The organism is Ulvibacter antarcticus, from assembly GCF_003688405.1.
GTDB lineage: Bacteria > Bacteroidota > Bacteroidia > Flavobacteriales > Flavobacteriaceae > Ulvibacter > Ulvibacter antarcticus.
The window spans coordinates 680,075-706,387 of sequence record NZ_REFC01000012.1; the positions used below are offsets into that span (position 1 = coordinate 680,075).

Annotated in this window: 23 protein-coding genes; 14 read left to right on the forward strand and 9 right to left on the reverse strand. The window is 36.2% G+C overall.

Going from position 1 to position 26,313, the window contains the following annotated elements:
* The first annotated feature begins 1 nt into the window (after position 1).
* The 3 genes from BXY75_RS07935 to BXY75_RS07945 all read left to right on the forward strand — a co-directional run bounded on the left by BXY75_RS07935 (position 2) and on the right by BXY75_RS07945 (position 3,203).
* Positions 2–1,330, forward strand: coding sequence for a DUF58 domain-containing protein (locus BXY75_RS07935; RefSeq protein WP_394347347.1), 1,329 nt, complete (start codon positions 2–4; stop codon positions 1,328–1,330).
* Between the two features lie 345 nt (positions 1,331–1,675).
* Positions 1,676–2,104, forward strand: a complete 429-nt coding sequence (locus tag BXY75_RS07940) for a DUF2141 domain-containing protein (RefSeq protein ID WP_121907176.1) — start codon at positions 1,676–1,678, stop codon at positions 2,102–2,104.
* A gap of 163 nt (positions 2,105–2,267) precedes the next feature.
* Entirely contained in the window at positions 2,268–3,203 is a 936-nt protein-coding gene (locus BXY75_RS07945; RefSeq protein ID WP_121907177.1) for a LysR family transcriptional regulator, read from the forward strand.
* A 53-nt stretch (positions 3,204–3,256) separates the two neighbouring features.
* Here BXY75_RS07945 and BXY75_RS07950 read toward each other — a convergent pair whose 3' ends face one another.
* From BXY75_RS07950 to BXY75_RS07960, 3 genes are all read right to left on the reverse strand, one after another.
* Positions 3,257–3,454 (reverse strand): hypothetical protein, encoded by a 198-nt coding sequence (locus BXY75_RS07950; protein ID WP_093142442.1) that lies wholly within the window; start codon positions 3,452–3,454, stop codon positions 3,257–3,259.
* Between the two features lie 124 nt (positions 3,455–3,578).
* Complete coding sequence (locus BXY75_RS07955) at positions 3,579–4,379, reverse strand: AIM24 family protein (RefSeq protein ID WP_121907178.1); 801 nt, start codon at positions 4,377–4,379, stop codon at positions 3,579–3,581.
* A gap of 215 nt (positions 4,380–4,594) precedes the next feature.
* Positions 4,595–5,050, reverse strand: a complete 456-nt coding sequence (locus BXY75_RS07960) for a DUF4442 domain-containing protein (RefSeq protein ID WP_121907179.1) — start codon at positions 5,048–5,050, stop codon at positions 4,595–4,597.
* Between the two features lie 132 nt (positions 5,051–5,182).
* On the opposite strand from BXY75_RS07960, the gene BXY75_RS07965 reads away from it, so the two are divergent.
* The 7 genes from BXY75_RS07965 (at position 5,183) to BXY75_RS07995 (ending at position 11,069) form a co-directional block, all read left to right on the forward strand.
* Complete coding sequence (locus BXY75_RS07965) at positions 5,183–5,698, forward strand: DUF4870 domain-containing protein (protein WP_121907180.1); 516 nt, start codon at positions 5,183–5,185, stop codon at positions 5,696–5,698.
* Positions 5,682–5,882, forward strand: coding sequence for a hypothetical protein (locus tag BXY75_RS07970; protein WP_121907181.1), 201 nt, complete (start codon positions 5,682–5,684; stop codon positions 5,880–5,882). The genes BXY75_RS07965 and BXY75_RS07970 overlap by 17 nt, the downstream gene beginning before the upstream one ends.
* A gap of 92 nt (positions 5,883–5,974) precedes the next feature.
* Positions 5,975–6,313, forward strand: coding sequence for a PadR family transcriptional regulator (locus BXY75_RS07975; protein ID WP_121907182.1), 339 nt, complete (start codon positions 5,975–5,977; stop codon positions 6,311–6,313).
* Positions 6,310–8,064: a PspC domain-containing protein gene (locus tag BXY75_RS07980; protein ID WP_121907183.1), complete on the forward strand. Its 1,755-nt coding sequence runs from the start codon at positions 6,310–6,312 to the stop codon at positions 8,062–8,064. The genes BXY75_RS07975 and BXY75_RS07980 overlap by 4 nt, the downstream gene beginning before the upstream one ends.
* Positions 8,065–8,123: 59 nt before the next feature.
* Positions 8,124–8,846: a head GIN domain-containing protein gene (locus BXY75_RS07985; protein WP_121907184.1), complete on the forward strand. Its 723-nt coding sequence runs from the start codon at positions 8,124–8,126 to the stop codon at positions 8,844–8,846.
* 94 nt (positions 8,847–8,940) lie between these two features.
* Positions 8,941–10,452 carry a serine hydrolase gene (locus BXY75_RS07990; RefSeq protein ID WP_121907185.1) on the forward strand — a complete coding sequence of 504 codons (1,512 nt, stop codon included), beginning with the start codon at positions 8,941–8,943 and terminating at the stop codon, positions 10,450–10,452.
* Positions 10,453–10,628: 176 nt separating this feature from the next.
* The gene (locus tag BXY75_RS07995) at positions 10,629–11,069 is read left to right on the forward strand and encodes a hypothetical protein (RefSeq protein WP_121907186.1); all 441 of its coding nucleotides are present in this window, start codon (positions 10,629–10,631) and stop codon (positions 11,067–11,069) included.
* Positions 11,070–11,139: 70 nt separating this feature from the next.
* On the opposite strand, the gene trxB is transcribed toward BXY75_RS07995, so the two are convergent.
* On the reverse strand, positions 11,140–12,102 hold the full coding sequence (gene trxB, locus BXY75_RS08000; protein WP_121907187.1) for a thioredoxin-disulfide reductase: 963 nt from the start codon (positions 12,100–12,102) through the stop codon (positions 11,140–11,142).
* Positions 12,103–12,205: 103 nt separating this feature from the next.
* On the opposite strand from trxB, the gene acs reads away from it, so the two are divergent.
* The 3 genes from acs to BXY75_RS08015 all read left to right on the forward strand — a co-directional run bounded on the left by acs (position 12,206) and on the right by BXY75_RS08015 (position 18,690).
* Complete coding sequence (gene acs, locus BXY75_RS08005) at positions 12,206–14,233, forward strand: acetate--CoA ligase (RefSeq protein ID WP_262697280.1); 2,028 nt, start codon at positions 12,206–12,208, stop codon at positions 14,231–14,233.
* A gap of 283 nt (positions 14,234–14,516) precedes the next feature.
* Positions 14,517–17,441: a PEP/pyruvate-binding domain-containing protein gene (locus BXY75_RS08010; protein ID WP_121907188.1), complete on the forward strand. Its 2,925-nt coding sequence runs from the start codon at positions 14,517–14,519 to the stop codon at positions 17,439–17,441.
* A 4-nt stretch (positions 17,442–17,445) separates the two neighbouring features.
* The gene (locus BXY75_RS08015; protein WP_121907189.1) at positions 17,446–18,690 is read left to right on the forward strand and encodes a serine hydrolase; all 1,245 of its coding nucleotides are present in this window, start codon (positions 17,446–17,448) and stop codon (positions 18,688–18,690) included.
* Here the strand turns inward: BXY75_RS08015 and BXY75_RS08020 are convergent.
* The 5 genes from BXY75_RS08020 to BXY75_RS08040 form a co-directional block, all read right to left on the reverse strand.
* On the reverse strand, positions 18,677–21,520 hold the full coding sequence (locus BXY75_RS08020; RefSeq protein WP_121907190.1) for an NTP/NDP exchange transporter: 2,844 nt from the start codon (positions 21,518–21,520) through the stop codon (positions 18,677–18,679). The two genes, BXY75_RS08015 and BXY75_RS08020, sit on opposite strands and share 14 nt — an antisense overlap.
* A gap of 22 nt (positions 21,521–21,542) precedes the next feature.
* Positions 21,543–22,433, reverse strand: a complete 891-nt coding sequence (locus BXY75_RS08025) for a serine hydrolase (RefSeq protein ID WP_394347349.1) — start codon at positions 22,431–22,433, stop codon at positions 21,543–21,545.
* A 315-nt stretch (positions 22,434–22,748) separates the two neighbouring features.
* Positions 22,749–23,561, reverse strand: a complete 813-nt coding sequence (locus BXY75_RS08030) for a sulfite exporter TauE/SafE family protein (RefSeq protein WP_121907191.1) — start codon at positions 23,559–23,561, stop codon at positions 22,749–22,751.
* Positions 23,562–23,891: 330 nt separating this feature from the next.
* A complete protein-coding gene (locus BXY75_RS08035; protein ID WP_121907192.1) occupies positions 23,892–24,569 on the reverse strand; it encodes a LytR/AlgR family response regulator transcription factor in 678 nt (225 codons plus the stop codon).
* 149 nt (positions 24,570–24,718) lie between these two features.
* On the reverse strand, positions 24,719–25,786 hold the full coding sequence (locus tag BXY75_RS08040) for a sensor histidine kinase (protein WP_121907193.1): 1,068 nt from the start codon (positions 25,784–25,786) through the stop codon (positions 24,719–24,721).
* A gap of 191 nt (positions 25,787–25,977) precedes the next feature.
* Between BXY75_RS08040 and BXY75_RS08045 the strand changes: the two genes are divergently transcribed.
* Complete coding sequence (locus tag BXY75_RS08045; RefSeq protein WP_121907194.1) at positions 25,978–26,271, forward strand: EF-hand domain-containing protein; 294 nt, start codon at positions 25,978–25,980, stop codon at positions 26,269–26,271.
* The last annotated feature ends 42 nt before the right edge of the window (positions 26,272–26,313 follow it).

The following is a 26,313-nucleotide window of genomic DNA, read 5'->3' on the forward strand; positions in this document are numbered from 1 at the left end:
GATACAATTTCTAAAGTCCTTATATCTTAGTCCGCGCTTTTTTTATGCGATGGCTGTGCTTGCGATATTGTTTTTAATATCGTATTGGTGGCAGCCGCTCTATGGAATTGTATGGCTTTTAGTTTTAGGATTGGCGGTAGTGACATTTATTGAAATTATAATGTTATTTAGTAAAGCCGGATTAAAAGGAGAACGAATCCTTCCGGAAAAATTTTCAAATAGCGATGAAAATGAGGTTCTAATTCAATTACAAAACACCTATTCGTTTAATCTTGAAGTAGTGATTATCGATGAAATACCGGTTCAGTTTCAGAAACGAGATTTTTTCAGAAAAACCAAAATAGAAGGTAAAAACAGAGTCACCTATCAATATTCGCTGCGTCCTGTTGATCGTGGTGAGTATAGCTTCGGAAGGCTTAACTGCTACGCAACATCTGTTATCGGATTGGTTCGCAAGCGATATACGTTCAACAATGAGCAAATGGTGAAAGTGTATCCTTCGTTTATCCAAATGAAGCAATACGATTTTCTAGCTATCGACAATCGATTGTCTCACATCGGACTTAAAAAGATACGTCGAATCGGGCATACCATGGAATTTGAACAGATCAAGGAATATGTTGTAGGCGATGATGTTCGGACTGTGAATTGGAAATCGACCGCTAAAAACGGGCAACTGATGGTGAATCAGTTTCAGGATGAAAAAATGCAACCTATTTACTCTGTGATCGATACCAGCCGTGTAATGAAAATGCCTTTTAACGGCTTAAAATTAGTTGATTATGCAATCAACAGTTCATTGGCCTTTTCAAATATTGCACTCAAAAAAAATGATAAAGTTGGGCTGATTGATTTTTCAAACAAATTAGGAAATTACCTTCCGGCCAAGGCCAAGAAGACTTACCTGAACAATGTTTTGGAGACTCTTTACAATGTTGACACGAAATTTCTGGATGCCGATTATGGAATCCTTCAATCGCTTGTAAAAAGGAAGATCACTCATAGAAGTTTACTATTGCTATACACTAATTTCGAGCATATATCATCTCTGCATAGACAGTTACCATACTTACAAGCCATTGCGAAAAAGCACGTGTTGGTGGTGATCTTTTTTGAAAACACCGAATTAAAATCACTAAGCGAGTCTGAAGCTACTACCCTACCCGAAATTGTTGATCAGACGATCGCTAAACAATTTGAACACGATAAAAGACTAATGGTGCGGGAATTACAGCAACGCGGAATTCAAACTGTCCTTACTCCCCCCGAAGACCTTACCGTTAATACCATCAATAAATATCTAGAAATAAAAGCAAGAGGGTTACTTTAGTAGCTGGTAGCTGGTAGCTGGTAGCTGGTAGCTGGTAGCTGGTAGCAAAAAAAGATTATTGTTGTCACTTCGAGTGATTTCTTGGAGTAAAACGTAAAGAAATAGTATCGAGAAGAGGCTGAGCAGTGAGCAGTGAGCAGTGAGCAGTGAATAGATAAAATATTTTCATTTATTTTGTCTTACTTCTTATTTCTTACTTCTTTCTTCTTAATTCTTAATTCTTAATTCTTAATTCAAAAAATACATTTCATCCAAATAATTCGACAGTTGAGTAACCCAGTTTATGAGAACTTTGTAATCCACCCCATCTTTGTTTCATAATTAATAACCTAAACACCAAACATTATGAAAACGCTACTAATCACATTCGCCTTATCACTTTCTGCCTTTTTTATGAATGCTCAAACTGACGCTCAAATAGCTTCGGAAGGAACTACAATTACGATTAACGTTCCTTTACAAAGTACCGAAGGAAACGTAGTATTCGGACTTTACAACCAAGACAATTTCATGAAGAATCCTTCCGAAGGCGCAGTGGGAGAAATAATAGAAGGCAATGCGAACGTAACTTTTACTAATATTACTCCCGGTGAATATGCAATCATTCTTTTTCACGATAAAAACACCAACAAACGAATGGATTTCGACGCCAATGGAATGCCTTCAGAGAATTATGGACTGTCAAACAACCCCATGAGTTTTGGTCCGCCACAATGGAGTGATGCAAAATTTGAAGTAACAAACCAACCAATTGAGATGGAAATCAGAATGTAGATTTCCAAAACATACAAAGAGAAATAACCACAAATTCACGAATAAATATTCGTGAATTTGTGGTTTAATTAATATAATTACTATAAGCAAAATCTTATTATAATAAATTATCAATAGATTTTATCAATAACTATTCTTATCTTTGTTCAAAGGAAATTAAGTTATGACAATCACTCAATTAAAATATGTACTTGCGGTTGCCGAGCATCAAAATTTCACAAAAGCCGCTCAAAAAACCTTTGTAACTCAGCCTACTTTAAGTATGCAAATCCAAAAACTGGAGGACGAATTAGAAATACAAATCTTCGATCGAAGTAAAAAACCTATAGAGCTAACAAATGTTGGTAAAAAGATAGTTAATCAGGCACATAAGATTGTGAATGAGGTCGAACGCATGCAGGACGTAGTGGATCAGGAAAAAGGATTTATTGGTGGAGAATTTAGGTTAGGGATCATTCCTACCATCATGCCGACTTTACTCCCAATGTTCCTTAAAAACTTTACCAATCGCTATCCGAAGGTACAATTAATCATAGAAGAACTCACTACCGATGATATCATCGCGCGAATAACAGAAGGTCATCTGGATGCCGCCATTGCAGCAACTCCCTTGGGAAATGAAAAAATTAAGGAACGAGCTCTTTATTACGAACCCTTTGTTGCTTACGTGCCCGAAAATCATCGCCTGGCTTCAGAAAAGACAATAGATAGTAAAGATTTGGACCTAAACGACATTTTATTGCTTGAAGACGGACATTGTTTCAGGGATGGGGTGATTAATTTATGTAAGGCATCTAAATTACATCCAGCAGATACTTTTCAATTGCAAAGTGGAAGCATTGAAACATTAGTAAAACTGTCGAATGAAGGACTAGGTATGACGCTCCTTCCATATTTACATACATTGGAGATATCAAATGAGCAAAAAGGAAAATTGCGTTATTTTAATACGCCTTCCCCAGCTAGGGAAGTGAGTATTATATATAGTAAAAGTGAATTAAAAATGCAGATAACAAATGCATTGTACGATGTAATCTCGGGAGTAGTACGAGGTGCCATTGCATTTCAGGATGTGAAAATAATCAGCCCTGTAAAATAAATCTCTAATTTTATTGAAAAACCTCCTTCACACAATGTAAAGGAGGTTTCTCTTTATGGATTTAGAAAAATTAGACATTGATTTAATTGGGGTTTCTGCTTTATGAGAGAATCAACCCAGATTTTAAGTTCCTCAATTTCGTAAGGAAGTAATCTGGTCATTGCTTTCTTCAACTCTTTACAGAAGAGATTAACATCAAAACTTACTTTTGCAAGAACGGCCTTGGTGTAATCAAACATTGCTCTAGCCATAGTATAAACTGGATTAAATGTAGGGTTAAGTAGTTCTAATCAATAGGCCTTAGTTTTTTATATTTAGCTTTATAAATATAACGAAAAAAACAACACGAAAACTTACTTTTCATGCTTTTCATCGTTAAAATTTGTTATCTCCATCCAATAAGTCACCTAAACCACCTAAAATGCTACCTTCACCTTTATTCTTACCTCCACCTTGTGGTGCCGCCATCCAAACTCTTTTGGCGAGACGACTAAATGGCAATGATTGAATAAAAACGGTACCCGGTCCAGTTAATGTTGCGAAAAATAGTCCTTCACCTCCAAACACCGTGTTTTTAATACCTCCAACAAATTCTATATCATAATTCACCGAACTGTCGAATCCGATGATACAGCCGGTATCAACTTTCAACTTTTCACCTATTGCGAGCTCTTTGGTGGCTGTAGTTCCTCCTGCGTGTACAAATGCCATTCCGTCGCCCTCTAGTTTTTGCATGATAAAACCTTCACCTCCAAACAGACCTCTTCCTAGTTTTTTAGAGAATTCAATTCCTATTGAAACTCCTTTAGCAGCACATAAAAATGCATCCTTTTGACAAATAAATTTATTACCAAACTTACTTAGATCGATTGCCATAATCTTCCCCGGATAAGGAGAAGCGAAACTGACCCTTCTTTTGCCTATTCCAACGTTATAAAAAGCAGTCATAAACATGCTCTCACCTGTTAACAGTCGTTTCCCTGCACCAAATATCTTTCCCATCACACTGTTGTCCTGAGCCGATCCATCTCCAAAAATGGTTTCCATCTTAATACCATCTTCCATCATCATAAAACTTCCTGCTTCGGAAATAACGCCTTCGTTGGGATCTAATTCGATCTCTACATATTGCATTTCTTCGCCATAAATGATATAATCTATTTCGTGTGAGTTCATAAGTGATTTGGTTTTTTGTTCAATGGTTTATATGTTGTGAAAATCATCTAAATGTTACGAAACATTTGAAAAGAAAATAAATTTATTTAGAAGTGATAATAATTAGTCAATTTAAAAATTACGTCAGACATCCAACCGCGGCCATTCCTTCGAAAGAATGGTTTATGAATTAAAGTGATATGAGGAGAAGTAGAATAATAGCAAAATCTTGATGGTTAGCCTTTCTTCTTCACCGTCCACTCAAAATTAAAAATAGAAACCACATCGCCATTTGCATCTTTTCCTTCAGAGCGCATCCAACAGGTTTGCCCCTCGCCTGTTTTTAGCGCTTTGGATATTGCTTCCTTAATAAGATCACCATCACTACAGCTAAACGTAATTCTTCCTTTAGCCTTTTTGGTAAATGTTGCATTGTTATTGGCAACCAACATTGAAACAGCGGCATTACTATTTCTAATTTGCGTCATCACCATTGCCCCTGTACTCAACTCTGCAGCCATTCCTTGCACTGCCCAAAACATAGATTTAAATGGATTCTGATTGATCCATCGATGCTTGGCAGTTGTAATACAGCTAGTTTCAGAAATAGATTTTACACGAACTCCCGTCAAATATGCGGATGGTAATTTGAATAATAAGAAAGTGTTGATTTTACTTGGTGTCATAGGGATGAGAGCTTGTTTTGCGCAAATATATCATATTTAATCGACACTCTTAATTGTTAAAATTATGTTAATATTTACTACTATGCGTAACATATTACCTTCTTTTGTACATATATTTGTATAAGAATCTAATAAGCAATGGAAAATACTGTAACAGAGAATTCAAAAAATTTAGGTGCGATCATTCATTTATCGACCTTTCTAAAGTTCTTTTTTCCCTTCGGAAATTTTATCGCTCCCTTAATCATTTGGACAATGAATAAAGAGAAGCCATTTGTAGATGAACATGGAAGACAGGCCATCAATTTTCAGTTGAGTGTATTTTTGTACACCTTATTAATTGGTGTATTATGTATCCCCTTCTTTGTAATCTTTGCGGCCGATTTTATATCACTAATAGATGTTATTGAGCATACGGCTCATGAAATTCAGTTTAATGAGATTACCAATCTTTCCGGTTATATCTTGCTCTTCGGAATTGTGGCTATGTTGTTATTCGGACTTTTTATTTTCGAATTATACGCAGTAATCACTGCCACCATGCATGCCGCCAAAGGAAAACTTTACAAATACCCACTTAGTATACCATTCATCAAATCTGAAGCTTCATCAATTTCAGAATTAAATCAATCAAAAAATGAGCACAATAGTTAGTTTAACATTAGCCGCTGTTTTAAGTTTTCTCGGGCACGAAATGCCTTCAGAAACAAGCATTATTTTCAATTCTGAATTTATTCAGAAAGAGGTACAAGCGAGCAACAACAGATTAGAATTAATAGACACTAATTGTTGTCTCCTGAAAAACGAACAGTCAATTAAAGTACAAGAAATCAGATAGTGTACTTTAAATTATTCAGAAGAATTTCTTCGGAAACTTCAGAATAAAAAACAAAACATTATCTGAAAGTAAAGAAACAACAACTCAGACACATGAAAATTGAAAACACAAAAGCGCAAATGCGTAAAGGGGTCCTGGAGTATTGCATCCTTTCCATTTTAAAAGATGGTGAGGCGTACACTTCAGATATTCTTGAGACCTTGAAAGACGCAAAATTGCTAGTCGTTGAAGGCACCATTTATCCGTTGCTTACACGTCTTAAAAACGCAGGATTACTTTCCTATCGTTGGGAAGAATCTACTGGAGGTCCACCTCGTAAATATTACGATTTGACCGAAACAGGAAAATTATTTTTAAAAGAATTAAACTCGACCTGGAGCGATTTGCAACAGGCAGTAAACAGAGTAACCAGCGAAAAAACCAACAAATGAAAAAGACAATAAATGTTAACCTGGCAGGTACGTTTTTCCACATCGATGAAGATGCATACGGAAAGTTATCACGTTATCTGGAAGCGATAAAAAAATCACTCTCCGACCCAATGGGAAGCGACGAAATCATTAAAGATATCGAAGCTAGAATTGCCGAGCTATTTTCAGAAAAAGTAGAAAGCAAATCACAGGTAATATCTATAAAGGAACTAGATGCCGTTATTTCTGTAATGGGACAGCCGGAAGATTATATGGTCGACGAAGAGATTTTTGAGGATGTTCCTCAAAAGCCAAGGAGGTCAAGATCACATTCATCTTACAAGCAATTGTTTAGAGATATCGACGATAAATTTATCTCCGGTGTTTCATCGGGTTTAGGTCACTATATGGGCATTGATGCAATATGGGTACGCCTTTTATGGATATTACTAACATTGGCAAGTAGTGGTTTATTTATACTATTCTATATTTTATTATGGATTTTAGTTCCGGCAGCGGTTAGTACTTCAGATAAACTTAAAATGACGGGAGAACCTATCAATATCTCCAATATTGAAAAAAAGTTTAAGGAAGGATATGATGCTGTTGCGGACAAGGTAAAAAACGCAGACTATGACAAATACGGGCAAAAAGTAAAGAGCGGAACTTCCGGTTTTTTCGAAACGCTTGGTAGTATCCTTCTTACTTTATTAAAAATATTTGTCAAATTCTTTGGTGTACTACTTATAATAGTATCACTTTCCACCATTATTGGTCTCATTGTAAGTCTATTCACATTTGGATCACTTGATATTTGGGGAAATGGAGACCTTATGGAACTCTTTTATGCTGTTGACACTACAAATGCCCCTATTTGGTTATTAGTGCTCATTGCATTATTTGCGATAGGAATTCCATTTTTCGTACTCTTTATTATAGGACTAAAACTTTTGTTCAATAATTTGAAATCCATTGGAACACCCGCCAAGATCGTTTTATTCACCTTATGGATACTGTCGATAATTGCGTTAGCAGTAATTGGGGTTAGACAAATTACAGAGAATGCCTATGATGGTGATGTAATTATAGAAAATCCAATTTCTGTAAGAACGGGTGATACGCTTAAAATCGCCATGCAATCTGATAAACAATACAGTTATGAGGTTCATAAACACGGTGGATTAAAGTTGAAATATAATGAGGCAAAAGAAAGAATGATATATTCAAACGACATTCGCCTAATTGTGCGACATACAAAAGATAGTGTTGGAAAAATTGTAATTAAGAAAAAAGCCGAAGGACATGATTTTCTAGATGCAAAAGAACGAGCTGAAGCTATTGATTACAACTATTCTTTCGAAAATAATCAGTTGTTACTAGATGGATTTTTTATAACTGATCTCAAAAATAAATACAGGGATCAGGAGGTAGAAGTTCTATTATATCTTCCTGTAGGAGCGATTCTATATGCAGATGAAAACACGTATTCCTTCCATAGAAATGATTCGAGATTCAATGATATCCTTGATAACGGCGATGAAGAGCAGTATTTGAGAATTCTTGAAGATCGCACCGAGTGTCTGGATTGTCCATTGGAAGTAAATGATCGTCAGGATCGCACTAATAAAAATTCTTCCGATTGGGAAATCGAAGTGAACCGGGATTTTAAGGGGGAAAATGACATGGAAAATGAAGAGGAAACATCCGAATCTTACATAATTGATGCCGATGGAATCACTACCGATGTAACTACAAAAGACACTATAAATTAAAATCAGTTGGCTTAAAATTTATTTGTTTAGCTATTCTGAAAACACTAAAACTAAAAATCATGAAAACAATAAAATATTTACTTATTTGCTTGATGGCGCTGCCACTGGCGAGCTGTGATTTTGATATAAATATAGGAAGTACTCAAGGAAACGGAAATGTAATAACTGAAGACCGACATATTTCTGAAGATTTCGATCAAGTAAAAGGCAGTGCCGGACTTGATGTTTATCTAACCGAAGGCAATGAAAATAAAGTTGTTGTCGAAGCAGATGAAAACCTTATGGAACTCATCGAAACTACGGTTAGCAATGGGAAACTAAAAATTGGAACTAAGAGTAATATTGGACGTGCCAAAGCGAAAAAAATACATGTTACTTATACCAAATTAAAATCTATTGAAGCCAGTAGTGGTGCCGATGTTATAGTAAATTCAGTATTAAAAAGTGAAAGCTTAACCTTGGACGCCAGCAGCGGTTCTGATGTAGAGGTTGAAATTTTTGCAAAGGAAGCCTATGTAGAAACAAGCAGTGGTGCTGAAATCAAAGTCACTGGAAAAACTTCAACCTTAAAGGCAAAAGCTTCAAGTGGAAGCGAGATCGATGCTAAAGAATTAGAAACAATCGATTGTATTGCCGATGCTTCCAGTGGCGGGGATATTACTGTTACTGTAAAGGATAATTTAGAAGCTGAAGCCAGTAGTGGTGGAAGCATTGATTATTACGGTGATCCAGCTGCCGTTACCAACAACGGAAGCCGTTCAGGTAATGTTCGGAAGATGTAACAACACTTAAAAGCAACCATTAATAAATCCGCTTCAGATCTTCAATGCTATCGATAGGTTTGGGGTGGATTTTCTTTTTTCAGAAACTTAACAAATGAAGACACTATCAGTATTAATCATAGCCTTTTTTGGCCTTTCTTCCCAAGTAACTGGACAAGTTGCAAGTACTTCAGAATTATACAAAACAATTATAGCTAAAGATAGCCTATTGTTTACTATTGGCTTCAATACTTGCGACCTCAGCCAATTTATTAACAACTTAAGTGAAGATTTTGAATTTTATCACGATAAAGGTGGGATCACAACAACTAAGGCAGAATTCATAATCAATTTTGAAAATGGCTTATGCAAATCACCAGAGTCGTATCAGTCCAGAAGGGAGTTGATTCAAGGGAGTTCGGAAATATTCCCCCTAAAAGACAATGGAAAATTGTATGGAGCCATTCAAAAAGGGGATCATAGGTTCTTTGAGAAAGTAGAAGAGCAAGCCGAAACATTTGCGAGTACCGCTAAGTTCACACATTTGTGGATATTGGAAAATAATGAGTGGAAACTTTCCCGAAGTTTAAGTTATGACCATCAAAACTTTGATGATTCTGTATCTCAACAAATAAAGCAGTTAGAGCTACAATTTGATGATCAAGTCCAAACGGAGCAATGGTTAATTGAGCAAAACATTCCTGCTATGGGAATAGGTTTTATTGAAGATGGAAAAATAAAAGAAATAAAGGTTTTTGGAGAATTAGAAAAAGGAGTTCCTGCGCCAAAAAACACTATTTTCAACGTGGCTTCTTTAACAAAACCAATTACGGCATTAGTAACCCTAAAATTAGTTGATTCTGGGCTTTGGAATCTAGATGAACCCATCTACAAATATTGGATTGACCCTGATATTAAAGACGATCCTTATCTTAAAAAACTAACAACAAGACATATTTTAAGTCATCAGACCGGCTTTCCAAACTGGAGACGACTTAATGACGATGGTAAACTTGGCTTTCAATTTGAACCCGGAACCCAGTATCAATACTCGGGAGAGGGTATGGAATACCTAAGAGAAGCACTAGAGCGCAAATTTGTTAAAGCTTTAGAAGAGTTAGCATCCGAACTTATTTTTGAGCCACTTCAAATGAAGGATACCCGCCTTTTTTGGGATCAGAATATGGATGAAAAACGATTTGCAAAATGGTTTAATTCAAAAGGAGAACAATATGAAACTTATAAAAATGACCAAGTGAATGCTGCCGATGACCTACTAACAACAGTAGAAGATTATTCGAAATTCATGTTATATGTTATGAACGGAGCCGGACTTTCTTCAGAATTAATAAAGGAAATGAGTAAGGAACAAGTCAAGGTAAAAAAAGGACAACATTTCGGACTGGGATGGTCCGTAGATACACCTATTGGTAAAAACGAATACGCATTAACGCACGGTGGAGATGATATTGGCGTAAAAGCAATTTGCTTTGTTCTTCCTAAGACCAAACGAGGTTTACTTATTATTACGAATTCGGATAATGGCGTACAAACTTATATACCGGCTATTAAGCATTATTTAGGTGAAGCTGGTGAGGATATTATCTCAATTGAGACCAATCAATAAGCATTGTAAATTTGAAGTATCTATTCTAAAGTCCCATATAACACCGCAATAACACTAGTTGTGTGTGAAAGAAAACTTAAATCTACATTAATAAAAAGTTATTTATCATTCCTTTGTGAAATAAATAAAGACTAAAGAGGTTTATTGCAGTACAAATCTAATAATAAATAAACCTCATGAAAACTCTTAAATTAATTGTACTAGTCGTTACTATAAGCTTATTTGCTTCGTGCAAAAGCGACGATAACGGAAACAACGATGCTAATCAATTTGCGAATATTGTAACCGATATTCAAGGAAACTGGGAAATAACTCTTTTTTCTGAAGATGACGTCGATCAAACATCCAACTTTCAATCTATGGAATTTGAGTTTAAAGCAGACGGAACTGTTGTTGCCTCCAATGACCTCCTATCGGAAGTAGGAACATGGAGTTACCAAGAAACTTCGAGTAATTCGAGTGACGAAAAACTTCAATTGCAATTTCCAGTTGGTGGTCTTTTCGAAGAACTTACCGATGATTGGCATATTACTTCTGCGAGCACCACCTCAATTGTACTTTTCGACATTAGTGGTAATGGAACCACAGATTTATTGACTTTTGCTTCGCTTCAGTAAGAAATAATGTAAAGTAAAAAGCCGTTCCAGTTAAATTGGAACGGCTTTTTTATTTATAGTACTTCAGTTTTTATGCCGTTACCTCAGATTCAATAGATACTAAGTATCTTTCAGCATCTAAAGCAGCCATACATCCTGTACCGGCAGCTGTCACCGCTTGACGATATTCTTTGTCTTGTACATCGCCACTGGCGAATACACCAGGCTTGTTGGTTTTTGTAGATTTTCCTTCAGTAATTAAATATCCGGTATTGTCCATTTTTAACTGACCTTTAAAAATATCGGTGTTTGGTTTATGTCCAATAGCTATAAACAATCCGGTGATAGCAATTTCTTCCTTCTCTCCAGTTTGGTTATTTTTCATTCGTAAACCTTCCACGACCATATCGCCCAATACCTCATCAACTTCAGTATTGTAACGGACATTGATATTCTTAGTTGCAGTCACTCTGTGTTGCATCGCCTTACTCGCTCTCATCTGGTCCTTACGTACTAACATAGTCACATTTTTGCAGATGTTAGCAAGATAGGTAGCCTCTTCTGCAGCGGTGTCACCCGCTCCAACGATTGCAACATCCTGACCCTTGTAAAAGAATCCGTCACAAACCGCACAGGCAGAAACTCCCCCACCACGTAGTTTTTGTTCACTTGGCAATCCTAAATATTTGGCAGTCGCTCCAGTAGAAATAATCACAGTTTCGGCTTCCAGTTGTGTAGTATTATCTACCGTAATTTTATGAATCCCCCCATGTACTTCACTAAACTCAACAGCAGTAACCATTCCAATGCGAACCTGGGTTCCAAAACGCTCTGCTTGTTGTTGCAGTTGCACCATCATTGTTGGTCCGTCGATTCCTTCAGGATATCCAGGAAAGTTATCAACTTCGGTAGTTGTGGTTAGTTGACCACCCGGCTCCATACCAGTGTACATAATAGGCTTAAGATCGGCTCTGGCAGCATAAATAGCAGCTGTGTATCCGGCAGGACCTGAACCAATAATCAAACATTTAATTCTTTCGATAGTATCAGACATAATTTATTTGCTTCAAATTTTTCAGATTGTAAAAATAAGAACTTTAAGGAGAACCATACACCTAAAGTTATTAAGAAATATTATGCTAAAATAATCAATGCTGATGCTTCGGAAAAAAATGGCAAGATCTTATAAAAATTTTAGTACCGATTTTGTAATTTTAAGCTTCATATCATTAGCATTTACTCCTTCTGAAGCATCTAATCATAAATTCAAGTCTAAAATGAGCAATTATCACATAAAAAATTTAGAAGAATATTTTCAAGTATACCGTAAATCGGTACGTGACCCTGAAACATTTTGGGAAGAAATAGCTGAAGAAAATTTTGTGTGGCGAAAGCGATGGGATTCAGTATTAAAATACGACCTCGAAAAACCGGAAGTAAAATGGTTTGAAGGTGCAAAGCTCAATATCACAGAAAACTGTATTGATCGTCATTTATATACGCGAGGTGATAAAACCGCGATAATTTTTGAACCCAATGACCCTTCCGAAAAAGCCGAACATATTTCGTATCGCAATTTACACGAACGGGTATGTCGATTTGCGAATGTCTTGAAAGATCATGGAATTAAAAAAGGAGATCGTGTATGTATTTATGTACCCATGATCCCCGAATTGGCTGTGTCGATCTTGGCATGTGCGCGAATTGGTGCTATTCATTCGGTTGTATTTGCCGGCTTTTCGTCTAAGGCGCTATCGACTAGAATTAACGATTGTGATTGTAAAATGGTGATCACCAGCGACGGATCTTTCCGAGGAAATAAAACAATAGACCTAAAAGGTATTGTAGATGAAGCTTTAGAGTCATGCGATGGTGTAAAAACAGTTTTGGTCGCCAAACGAATTAATTCTGAAATATATATGAAGGTGAATCGGGATAAGTGGCTGCAACCATTACTCGATGAGGCTTTTCACGATTGTGTTCCGGAAATTATGGACGCCGAAGATCCTTTATTTATTCTATACACCTCAGGTTCGACCGGTAAACCAAAAGGGATGGTACATACCACTGCCGGATATATGGTTTATTGTGCTTACACATTTAAAAACGTATTCCAATATCGTGAAGATGATGTTTATTGGTGTACAGCAGATATTGGTTGGATCACCGGGCATAGTTATATCGTATATGGTCCTTTGGCAAATGGAGCTACCACATTGATGTTTGAAGGCGTTCCCTCCTATCCCGATTTTGGGCGTTTTTGGCAGGTGATTGAAAAGCATAAAGTTAGTCAGTTTTATACGGCACCAACAGCTATTAGAGCCTTGGCAAAGGAGCGTTTGGATTTTTCTGACAAATACGATCTAACTTCTTTAAAAATTCTTGGCTCCGTAGGTGAACCTATTAACGAAGAAGCCTGGCATTGGTACAATGATAATATTGGAAAGAAAAATTGCCCCATTGTAGATACATGGTGGCAAACAGAAACCGGCGGAATTATGATTTCACCTATTCCATATTCAACGCCAACTATTCCCACCTACGCTACATTGCCTCTGCCCGGGATTCAACCTGCTTTGATGGACGAAGAAGGTAATGAACTTAAGGGAAATCTAGTGGACGGCAGACTCTGTATTAAATTCCCTTGGCCGGCGATGGCCCGAACTATTTGGGACGATCACAAACGCTATAAGGAAACCTACTTCTCTGCCTATAAGAACTACTATTTTACCGGTGATGGTGCCTTGCGGGATAGTACAGGATATTATAGAATTACTGGAAGAGTGGATGACGTGATTATCGTCTCTGGCCATAATCTTGGAACCGCGCCCATTGAAGATGCAATTAATGAACATCCGGCGGTGGCAGAAAGTGCGGTTGTAGGGTTTCCACATGACATTAAAGGAAATGCGTTATATGGCTATGTGATTATAAAAGATACGGGCGAATCACGGGATAGAGATAATTTAAGAAAAGAAATAAATCAAATTATTGCAGATCATATTGGTCCGATAGCTAAATTAGATAAGATCCAGTTCGTATCTGGATTACCAAAAACAAGGAGTGGTAAAATAATGAGAAGAATACTTCGTAAAATAGCCGAAGGTGATACTTCAAATTTAGGCGATACAAGTACTTTATTGAATCCTGAAGTAGTTCAAGAGGTAATTGATAATGTATTGTAATGTCAAAAATTGTTAGAAATATTATTTTTTTCTTAAATTAAGCACAATAAGCCATCTAACTATGTTAAATCGATTTTAATTTGTCGTTTTATGTCCTGCTTTCTATGTATTTTTCGATGATATATTCTATTCGAGATTTTAACTAGATTTCGCTTCCTTTGATCACTATCATATTGGAACTTTTAGCTTATATTTAAAAGCATATTAAGTAGTATCTAATGAGAAATTTTACCTGAATCGACTTTAATACAATCAACCATTACTCAACAGCATTAACCAATTTATGAAAATACACCGTCAACGAAACAACCCACTACTTCTGAGTCTTATTTTTATTTTTTTCTTCGGAATCTCTTTCTCACAAGAACTTCCTATATCCACTATAAAAGAAAAAATACAACTATTTAAAGACAATCCTAGAGGCCCTTACAAAGGAATCAATTGGTTTTGTGAAGATGGGACCGTTCGAGAAGCACGTGATCCTTGCCCTGGAAAACTGGAAGGAGTACAACACGCTAGCTATAGAGATGACACTAAGGACCTGGCAAAAAAACACCATTTATTTTTTGGAGAGATTCTAGCATCTACAGACCGAACCGCGTTCTGGGATGAGGAAAACAATCACAGTCGTTTAAAACAATACCAAATTAACAAATATTTGGAAAGTGTAGATGATGGGTGGATTCAAAGAAAATCTCAATTTTATCGAGGTGCTCTTCAAATTGAAGACGAGCAAGCATGGGGTGTAGAATTTTATGAAAAATTTCTCCCTAGAGATGAGCGTATTACAAATAACTACTTTTTACTGAAGCAATCATTAAAAGATATTCCTCATGATGGTGACAGTAATCTCTCCCAATTAATGAGGAGTCAATCGAAGACAGTTGCCGATGAGTTCCCGAAATTTATGGACGCCCGGATAAAAATTCATGGAAATCCGACTGTTGAAGATGTTGAAATGGTGAAAAATTTTCAATTGAAGTACGAAAAAGATCTTTCAGCTAAACTAAAGAATGAGCTTGAGGAACTTCAAAACACAATGGCAGAAATTTACGCTCCTTTAAATACTGCAAACCTAAAAGTTCAGGTAAGTAAGATTTCCAAATCAAATTCTACACGACAGCGATTATTAGAATTCCTGGAAGGCTATAGTGATGTGGAATCACCAGAACAGATGGTTCCTGCTTTAGCCGATATACTATGTGTAATTCGGACAGATATTACTGAAAAATCGACAGGTAATGATCGTTTGCTGTTATTAGATCTTTCAAATGCATTCGAAGATGTACTTTTAAAAAAGACACAAGAATGGCAACCCGATACCCTCTTGGGATTGATGGAGAAAATACGCCATTTAAGTTTGGCAGCGGCCGGAACTGGTCTCATAGAACTATGGGAATGGCATAAAATCGAGCCTTTGCTAGAATCACATTTAAATAAAACTGAACTTAGTATAGAAGAATTGAATCAATTTCTACAAACTTCTAGAGGTGTGGTAGAATGGAGTGCTGCCATGGTGAAAGCCAATTATCAGGAAGTAGTTGACACCTATACGGCCTTCGAGCCTATGAGTTATGGTTTTATAGACGATAGAATACGATCTACCGTGGCGCTGGATCTGGGAGAAACAGTGAGTAGATTGGGAGGCAAGATCGCTCAAATATCTGCTATGACTAATAATGTGATGAACTTAAGATCTCAATCGAGTTTTAGAGGTCTAAATCCTGGATATGCTTTGGGTGAACTTGTAGTGATAGAAGAGTCTCCAGAGAATATTGATATCGATTCGGATAAGATCTATATTTTTCAGAAGCCACCATCAGATCTTAAACCTGTAGCTGGTATTATGACGGTTTCTGAAGGGAATCTCGTTTCTCATGTACAATTGCTTGCCAGAAATCTGGGAATTCCAAATGCTGCACTTTCAGGTGATAATTTAAAGTCACTTTCGAAGTACAACGGAAAAAAGGTGTTCTATGCAGTTTCAGAAAAAGGCAATGTAATCCTGAAATCTGAAGACGATATGTCGAATGAGGAACAAGAGCTTTTCAGTAAAAAGGAAAGAAACACTGAGAAAATTGCGGTCCCTGTGGAACAAATCAGACTCGATGTTTGTGAGGTTTTAAATATGCGCGATGTAGGTGCATCAGATTCTGGGAAGTTATGTGGCCCGAAGGCTGCGAATTTAGGGGAGTTAAAAACAATGTTTCCGGAAAATGTGGTTGAAGGAGTTGTGATTCCCTTCGGAATATTTAGAAAGCATATGGATCAGGAAATGCCGAGTGAAGGTGTAAGTTTCTGGACCTATTTAAATACCACTTTTTCTGAAGCAGACTATAAAAGACAAAACGGAGTTAATGAAAATGAAGTAGAAAACTACCAATTAATTCGTCTTGAAAAGCTGAAAAATGCCATTTATAAGATGCCTTTGGATGAGCAATTTGTTACGGATTTGGAAAAGAAATTCAATAAGGCATTTGGTAGTGCGATTGGTACTGTGCCTGTGTTTTTAAGAAGTGACACCAATATGGAAGATCTGAAAGAATTTACAGGTGCCGGTTTAAATCTTACACTTTTTAATATTCTAACTAGAGACAATATCATGGAAGGAATTAAGAAAGTATGGGCCTCACCGTATACCGAAAGAAGCTTCAAATGGCGTCAGAAATACCTGTCGAATCCTGAAAACGTATATCCGTCTATTCTTATTATACCTAGCGTTGATGTGGAATATTCCGGAGTACTGATTACAAAAGGGATTAATTCCGGTAACGATTCCGACCTTACGGTAGCGTTTAGTAGAGGTGCGGGTGGTGCTGTCGATGGACAATCGGCCGAGACACGATTGGTAACTGCGAAAGAAGATTATTTACTCGCTCCAGCGCGGGAGGGTAATTACCTTAGATTGCCAAAAACCGGTGGAACAACTAACAACAGAACTACCTTTGAAGGACCCATTCTAAATGAGAAAAACATAAAAGACATTCGCGATATGGCAAATCGTGTTAGAACCACAATGGCTTCGGAAGGAGAAGATGCTAACAAAGGAGCTTGGGATGTAGAACTTGGTTTTCAGAATGATAAATTATGGCTTTTTCAAATTCGGCCTTTTGTAGAAAACAAGCGTGCCAAAAGTTCAGACTATCTGGCTTCGATTACCCCAAAAATAGACTATTCAAAAAAGATATCATTAGCGACAAAAATATAATTTCATGAGAACAACTATAACAGTAGCCTTATTAATTTGCACATTTATATCTTTCGGATTCTATCCAATTGATGGGTACGAACGATCTCGTATTGTTCGACTTCTGGACATTCAGGAGAGAATCGATAAGGGAGAAAAATACACAAGAATCCCTACTGGTGCTTATGCCAGTATTAATGACATCAAATTAAACCTTACAGACATTGCTTCGAAGAATATGGATGATATCCTTACAGAAGATGCTGAATTTGCAAAGAAAATAAACCGTCTATTCCCTGGGAATGGCTATTCGGCGGCTGTATTGGATATTACAAATCCTGATAGCTTGAAATATGCAGCCTTTAGAGAGAATGTTGGGTATCAGCCGGGAAGCGTAGGGAAAATCGCGGTGTTAAATGCATTGTTTACAGAACTCGAGAAAATTTATCCGGACGATTTTGAAGCGCGTATTGCATTGCTTTGTAATAAACGAGTCTCCTCGGGAATTTGGGGGGTAGGTGATCATCATACCATACCTATTTACGACCCTAAGAAAAAGACACTTGTAAAACGACAGGTGATAGCTTCAGATGAGTTTACGCTTTTTGAATGGGCAGATCATATGGTATCTGTAAGTAACAATGGTGCTGCCAGTGTGTGTTACCGTGAAGCAATGTTGATGTCGGCTTTTGGAAAAGATTACGCAAGGCTTTCCGAAGAAGATGCAAAAAAATATTTTGAAGAGACTCGAAGAGATTCACTCACGCTATATGCAAATCGTGTGGTTAATGACCCATTGCGAAAACTAGGAATTACCGAAGACGATTGGAGATTAGGTGGCGTTTTTACCAATGGGCCGGACAAATATGTGGGGCGTATGGGAGGAAGTACAGGAAGTCCGAAGGGATTAATGAAATGGTTGGTGCAATTGGAGCAGGGAAAAGTGATCGACTCCTCCTCTAGTCTGGAAATGAAACGTCTTTTATACAGTACAGATAGAAGAATTCGTTACGCCCAATCGAAAAAATTAGACAGTGCCAGAGTGTATTTTAAATCAGGAAGCTTTTACAGTTGTGACAAATCGAAACCCGGTCATTGTGGGGAATACGCTGGAAATAAATTCAATTACATGAATTCTGTAATTACTGTGGAGCATCCAAATGGCAAGAAATATATTGTGTGTTTAATGACCAATGTACTAAGCAAGAATTCCGGAACTGCACATATGTATTTGGCGAGCCAGATTGATGATGCAATTACGAAGGAGTAAGTTGCCCTTGTCGAATTTTGTCTAAGGCATTTTTAGCAAAATAGCGTACACTTTTGTTCTTATGCTTGAGTAAGGGCGTGATCTTTTTAATGAAGGTCACGTCATGTAATTCTGCCATTAAGTTTAGTACTGCTAATTTTACCTTAGGTCCGCGGTTCTTCATAAGCATTAACAACACTCGTTTTTCGCTAATATCGGCAGAGTCGAACGATGAAATGCTGTAATCGTTATTGTCAATGATATGATATTCAATTAAAGGAAGCATGGAGCTTTTTAATCGTGATTGTAATAAGTTATCCAAAAATTCTACAGCATTTATCTTAGTATTCTGGACGTCACTTTTAAGTCCGAAGTAGGCTGTTTCTATATCTACTCGATCGTATTTTAGACTTAATAGTTTAAAAACACATTCCAAACTCTGATCTAATTGATGATTTAAAATTTCGATCAAACTTTCTCGTGCAACTAGCAGATCGGTTTCTTCATCGGTAGTTGTTTCTGAAAGATCCTGAGTCCCAATAGACCTCTTAAGGCTCGTAATCGCGTTTAGCGTATTTTTATAGTACTCATTTTCTTTGAGAATAATTTTGGTAAGTGATCTTTGATCTATTTTCAGCGTAGCGGAATTAATTTGAAGTTTATTCAAAGATTTGGCGGCTTGAAGGCGAATAATAAAGTCTTTACTTTTCAATAATCGCATCAAAATTTTAACACCTTCCTTGCTTTTAAAAGATTCAATAACCTTCGGAATATAGGGCTTCACTTCATTATCTAAATTTTCAGAAACCACCAGATTTAAAATTGTTTTATTAATTTCCGGGCCATAATTACGAAGCGCTCTTCTCGCATTTCTTCGGAAGGTTTTTTCAGCTAGAAAATTTATTAAATCATTTACAAAAGGGGCATGTGCAGTGATGCCTGCCGCCTTTATAGCATGTCCTACAACATAAGGATCCCTATTATTAAAATTCGCTGAAATAAAACTATAATACTTAGGTTCGCCGGCATAAGCAATGGCGATCATTAATTCTCCAACTTCCTGTTTTCGCAGGTCATTGTCGGCAGTTGTCAACTCTCTTATCTTACGCTCGATTCTTGCATTAAGATCATATTTTACTGCCAAATTTTTATTTTCAGGAGACTCTTTTGCCAGACATAGTAAGGCCGCATTTGTAATATAATCGCTCGAATGGTTTAGATATGACTCAAAAATTCTGGAATCATCAATGTCAGTATGATGCAATAGATAATCCATTGCTCTGTAAACCACATCATCATCTTTGGTATGAATTAGCTCTTTTATTCTATTGATGGCAGTACCTTTCTTATAAAAATACAATTGAGTTATGGCTGCCGATTTAATTTCATTTGATGGATGATCAAGGAGTTTTATTATATGGGGTTCTAACGATTTCAATCTGTAATTCTGAAGCCGGTCAAGAAGGTTTAGAATTTCTATTTCCGAACCATTTGATAGAACTTGTATTGTGGAATTTGTAGTAGTCTCCAATGAAATCTTCTTCTTCACTTGACTATTGGCTTGTAGTGAGCTCTGAATGTTTGTGCGAAATGATTCGAAATAGGTCTCTCGTAATTTATAGATCAGGAAGATCCAAATAAACAATATGAGTAAAATAATAACTGTGATGTAAGAGCTATTAAGATTCATTCCCCGAACAACAAAAAACAATAGTAAACCAGCGATCCCTGTTGCAAAACTATCGACTACCACATCGATAAATGACTTTGCCTGACTCTTAATATGATATGGAATAGGAAGTATTGAAAGTTCGATTCCAGCTTTATTGATGGATTGTTTAAAACTTCCATCCAAACCTTTTATAATGATGAGCACCCAAAGCTCTGGGAAGGTTAAAAATAGCAAACAACCAATTGCAATACCAAATGGAAGCAACATTAAGTTGGTGGTTACACCCAACCATGCCAGCATCCGATTGGTAAGAAACAACTGAATCAATAAGGCAATAACATTGAATGTGGAGAACCAAAATCCGAAGAAAGAAGCCAACTCATCACTATCTGGAATAGCCCTATTCGCAAAATCACTAAACTGAAAATCGACGAGCTTTGCCATGATCACCCCCACTCCTACAATTGCTGCGAGATAGGTAAGGTGTTTAGATTTTAAAACGATTTTATAAGGACTGGTGTATGATTGTTTTTCGGCATTCTTACGTTGATTCCGAATATAGACGTTTAGCTTCCTAATCCTAATTTTCCATACAGAATTTAAAATAGGAATACAGCATAACAGCAGGGCTGCTGCTAACAACATAACTACTCTGTTTCCAAATGCCGGAGCAATAATTGAGGTTAAATATCCTCCAAAGATACCTCCTGCAATCGCCCCTGCTCCAATGAAGCCAAATAGTCGTTTCGCTTCTCTTGCGTTATAAACCATATTTGCTATGATCCAAAATTGCGAGGTAACTAAAACTGCAAACAGTGCAACACTTAAATAATATGCATAAAGTGCAAAATAGCTCAATGCCCCCCAAAACATCAACAATGAGAGTAGTAAAAAGCTTAAGCTAAAGAATACCAAGGTGCTTATTGTGATAATACGCAAGGAAAATTTCTTTATAGCCTTATTGTAAAAGAACATTGTAATAAGAGCAATAACGGCCACTAGGATATATCCGTACGGAAGATGGTCTGCACCCAGTTTTGAAAGGAAAAGCGCATTAATTGTGGGCTTTACCATTAATAATACGGTGATTAGCAGAAAGATATATAACTGCATAAAAAAAGAGATGTGTATTTCACCATCTCTTATATCGAATGTTTTCTTAAAAAGTTCCTTAAGCATTTTAAATCATCAGTAATTCGTTTTATAAATTACGGGATTTTTTCATAACTTTTTCTAAAGGAACTACTAAATCTCTAATTATTTGTTCACCTAAGTCGTTATCGATTAATGCGACTAAAATATACTTCCGTTTAGGACCCCATACTAATACTGAATCTGAATGGTAGTTTTTCCAAGATCCCGACTTTCTAAAAAGTCTGGCTTTAGGCGCCACTTTATCAAGTGTATTTACAAATTTGTGATGCAAACCAGGATTTTCCATAATGTCCAACATTTGCGCAGAACGTTCTTCGTTCACCAAATTACCCATTGCCAATTGATAATAGAAACTACATACTTGTCGTGTAGTTGCAGCATGGCTTAATCCTTTCATAGGTTCTGGATGACGTTTTCCACCGGCAGCATAACGTTTTCCAACCCAAAGTCCACCACCCTCTTCTTCATCATATAAATTATTCTCGGGCGTGCGGAGTACTGCTTCTATTTTTTCGTAACCAACACGGTCAATCATTCGCGTTGTTGCCTGATTATTAGATTTGCTAATCATCAAGCGCATATCACTCTGGATTTCTTCGGAATCTTCCAGTTCACCTTTTTCCAAGGCATCCATAGCTGCTAATAATACGGCGATCTTCGGAAGGCTTGCCGCGTACATCATATAGTCATCATTCAATCCAGCATAGCGTATATTGTTAAGATCTGATAGATCTACAATACCAATACTCATTTGCTTATTTTGAACAAGACTCTTCCATGTTTTATTCGTGTAAATTTGTTTTTCAAGTAAGGAGTGTAAATCTTCAGAATATAAATCGTTAATTTTTTCGATTTCACTATTAGAATGTATAGGAAGTTCCCTAATTATACCTGTTGACGGTTTGATCTCCGGATATGTAGCAATTGCCATATCCATTTTGTTCTGCTTGAGGGGATATATTTGCGCTTCAGTAGCATGAATAGTAAAAAGCGCAATAAAAGAAAATAATTTAAAGGGAGTTTTTAAGTTCATTTAAAACGTAGGGGTTAAATTATTAATTAGAGTTTATTTTTATAAAAATCAGACAAATGTATATTAAAGTTCTGATGTTTTAACTAACTAAACGTTAAATTGTTAGATTTGGTATGTCTGTTTTTTAATGACACTTAACTTTAACATACTATAGGCATCATTTTAAGGATAAGTGATTGAATAATAGATGATAAAAAAACCAAAAAAATTGCTTTGTTTTTATCGCTTCACCATAAATTCCATGTAGAAAATAAAGATAGCCATGACGAAAATAAAGTAACCAAATCCTTTCTTTAATTTATTTCCATCGATAAAACTACTTAAGTAACTCCCAATGAAGATTCCAACCAACGATAGGCCTGTAAATGTTAACAAGAAGTTCCAATCGATATTCATATTAAAAGCATCGCCAAAGAAAAATCCTAAAAGTGATTTTAAAGCAATAATGATTAAGGAAGTACCAATCGCTCTTTTCATTTCTAAGTTTGCAAGTAATACCAATGCCGGGATAATCAAAAATCCACCACCAGCTCCAATAAGTCCGGTTACAGCTCCAACTATTACTCCTTCAATTATTATAAGTGGATAGTTATACTTTACTGAACCGCTTACTTTTTTATCACAATCCTTTCCATTTTTTAGCATAGAAAGAGCCGCTGGAATCATAAGAGCCGCAAACAGCCCGAACATTGCCATACGTCTTGTCAACTCAAAATCGTTGAAGGTAAACAACACAGATGGTAAGGCGGGTATAACGTAATAACGAACTAAGGTAACTCCCAGCATGGCGGGAACTCCAAAAACTATGACCATGCGCCAGTCTACATATCCCTTCATGTGCTGTTTAATACCGCCTACAAGGGCGCTACAACCTACCACGAATAAAGAATATGCCGTGGCCACTTTTTCGTCAACTAAAAATAAATAAGCTAAGACCGGTACGGCGAGAATAGACCCTCCTCCACCAATAAGCCCAAGCGAAACACCAATAATTAATGCACTGCAGTAACCTAATATTTCTATTAACTCCATATTTATTTTTAATCTGTGCAAACCTACTATAATTAATTAAAACCTTTGGGATTGAATTTTATATAGATATAAGATTTGAGACCTGAGATATGAGATTAGGATGGTTGGATGGTTGGATGGTTGGATGGTTGGATGGTAAAAATAAAAATTTGAATTCTTAATTCTTAATTCTTGTTCTCGATACTATTTCTTTACGCTATCACTTCAAGAAATCACTCCTTCTCGATACAATTACAAAACTCCTTTTAGTCATTTTGTAATCACTCGAAGTGACAATAGAGGAGTTTCACTTATTTTTTCTTCTTCCTTCTTACTTCTGAATTCTGAATTTCAAAACAACTCCTTTTTTACATTATCATAATAAGAATCACTTACTGCAATTGTAATATCACCCAGTAACAGATCTCTCCCTTTTAAACCTGAAACCTTATTCTTATTTACAATAAATGATCTGTGAACTCGCATAAAATCTGAAGCCGGCAAAGAATTTTCTAAAGACTTCAAACTTTGATATGACATGATCTTCTTGTCTTTCATATAAAACGTCACATACTCACTATCACTTTTTATATAAAGAATATCTTCTGTTTGGACTTTATGAAGGTCATACCCGGATTTTATAGTTAGGGTATCAGTTGTTTTTTCTGAAATGCCTTCCGAAGTACTTTTAACCTTATTAACCGCAGTTAGAAAACGTTCGAAGGTGATTGGTTTTAAGAGATAATCAATTGCATTTAACTCGAAACCATCCAGAGCATATTCTGAATAGGCGGTTGTAAAAATAACACGGGTATTTGAAGGCACTAACTTAGCGAAATCGGTACCTTTTAGTTGTGGCATCTGAATATCTAAGAAAACAACATTTATAACTTCCGACTTCAAAATTGCCAAGGCGTCCAACGGATTCTCAAATTCACCTATAGAAACCAAAAAATCTAATTTATCTACATAACTCTTCAGCAAGGTTCTTGCTAATTCTTCGTCGTCTATGATGATACAGTTAAGCATTGGTTATTGGTTATTGGTTATTGGTTATTGGTTATTGGTTATTGGTTATTGGTTATTGGTTATTTAAAAGAATTGAAAAATAGTTTACAAATTGTGGGAAAACATCCCTTCCCAGCCTTCCCTTTAAAGGGAAGGAGCTAATATTCTATTCATGATGTCTTAATTTTTAAAATCAAGGACACTTTAAATACATTTTTTTCTTCTGAAATTTTTAAATCATGCTGTTCAGGATATAAGATAGACAATCGCTTCTTAACGTTCTCCAGTCCGATCCCTCCTACTTCATCTTTGGCAATTCCATTTTCAGCAATGGTGTTTTCAACTTCAAAAGAAACCTCATCATCTTTTACATCAATTTTTATTTTAATATACGTATTATCAACAGCTTCAATATTACTATGCTTAAATGCATTCTCAACAAAGGGAATTAGCAGCATGGGAGCAATTGTTATGGTTGAATCAGAAATATTGAATTGCGTCTCAATCGGATAGTTTTTACTACTCTTCAGAACAAATAATTTAATGTAATCTTCTATGTAAGCAACCTCCTTTTGTAAAGAAACCAGTGGCTTTTCACAATCATACAATACATAACGCAACATATTAGACAAATAACTAATACTCTCTTGAGTTCTTTTGGAATCTATGGCAGATAAAGCATAAATATTATTTAAAGCATTAAACAGGAAATGCGGATTGATCTGAGACTTCAAAAGCTTTAACTCTGTTTCTAGATTTTCAGTTTTACTTAAAATAAGGGCTTCCTCTTTTACCTTGGCGAATAAAAACACTTCTATTACAGTTGTTAAAAAAAATGTAAGGCAAAGGATCAAGAAGTTTACAAGAAATGATCTGTTTAGTATTCTTCCCAATGGCGTTAACCTGGCTCTCGGCATTGGCGGACGTTTATGTGAGAGTTCGGTTGGAAGGTTCGGGGGAAGGTCCGGAGATGGAAATGCAAATGAAAACTGATACGCCAGAAAGGCACAAACTAAAATTGAGGCAAATCCAAGTCCGATAAATAGGTAATTGTTCTTTTTAGATAGAATTCGGGGAGCTAAAGTGTAAGTCACCCACACAATTATTACAATTTGTATAACAAGGATCTCTAGATTTTGTTCGAGGAATTTCAGCTTATCTTCGTGGCCAAGTGCCATGATAAGCCAGACTACAGCCCAAAACAAGATTAAAAATATAATTCTTTTTAATTCCTTCATACCGCAAATTAAAGTAAAATAAAAGTAATGATTATCAAAATATAGCTACTTGAAAAGGTTTAATAGAACCGTTCACTGAATTGATAAGCCGATTCACATAAAACATCCTATTGTCTACTGAATATCTGTAATACACATTAATCCATTCTCGACCTTTGATGTCATAATAGAGAATTTAAAACAGTAATATCATGAAAAATATCAATTTAAAAACAGTTACAATGACCCTTGGCTTTTTATGCTTCGGAATTGCTTTTACAAATGCACAACCTAGTGGTGAACGATCTCAAAAAGCTCCAAGCTTCAGTGAGTTGGTTGAAAAAATGGATTCCAATAAAGACGGAAAACTTTCCGAAGACGAATTAAAGGGACCCCTAAAGGAAAATTTCGCAAAGGTGGATACTGATGAAGACGGCTTTATTTCCGAGGAAGAATTTAATAAAGCTCCTAAGCTAAAAGGAAGAGAGAAACGTCAGAAGAGTTAAAAGAATAAATTTAAAAATTAAAGGTTTTCATTATTTAGTTGG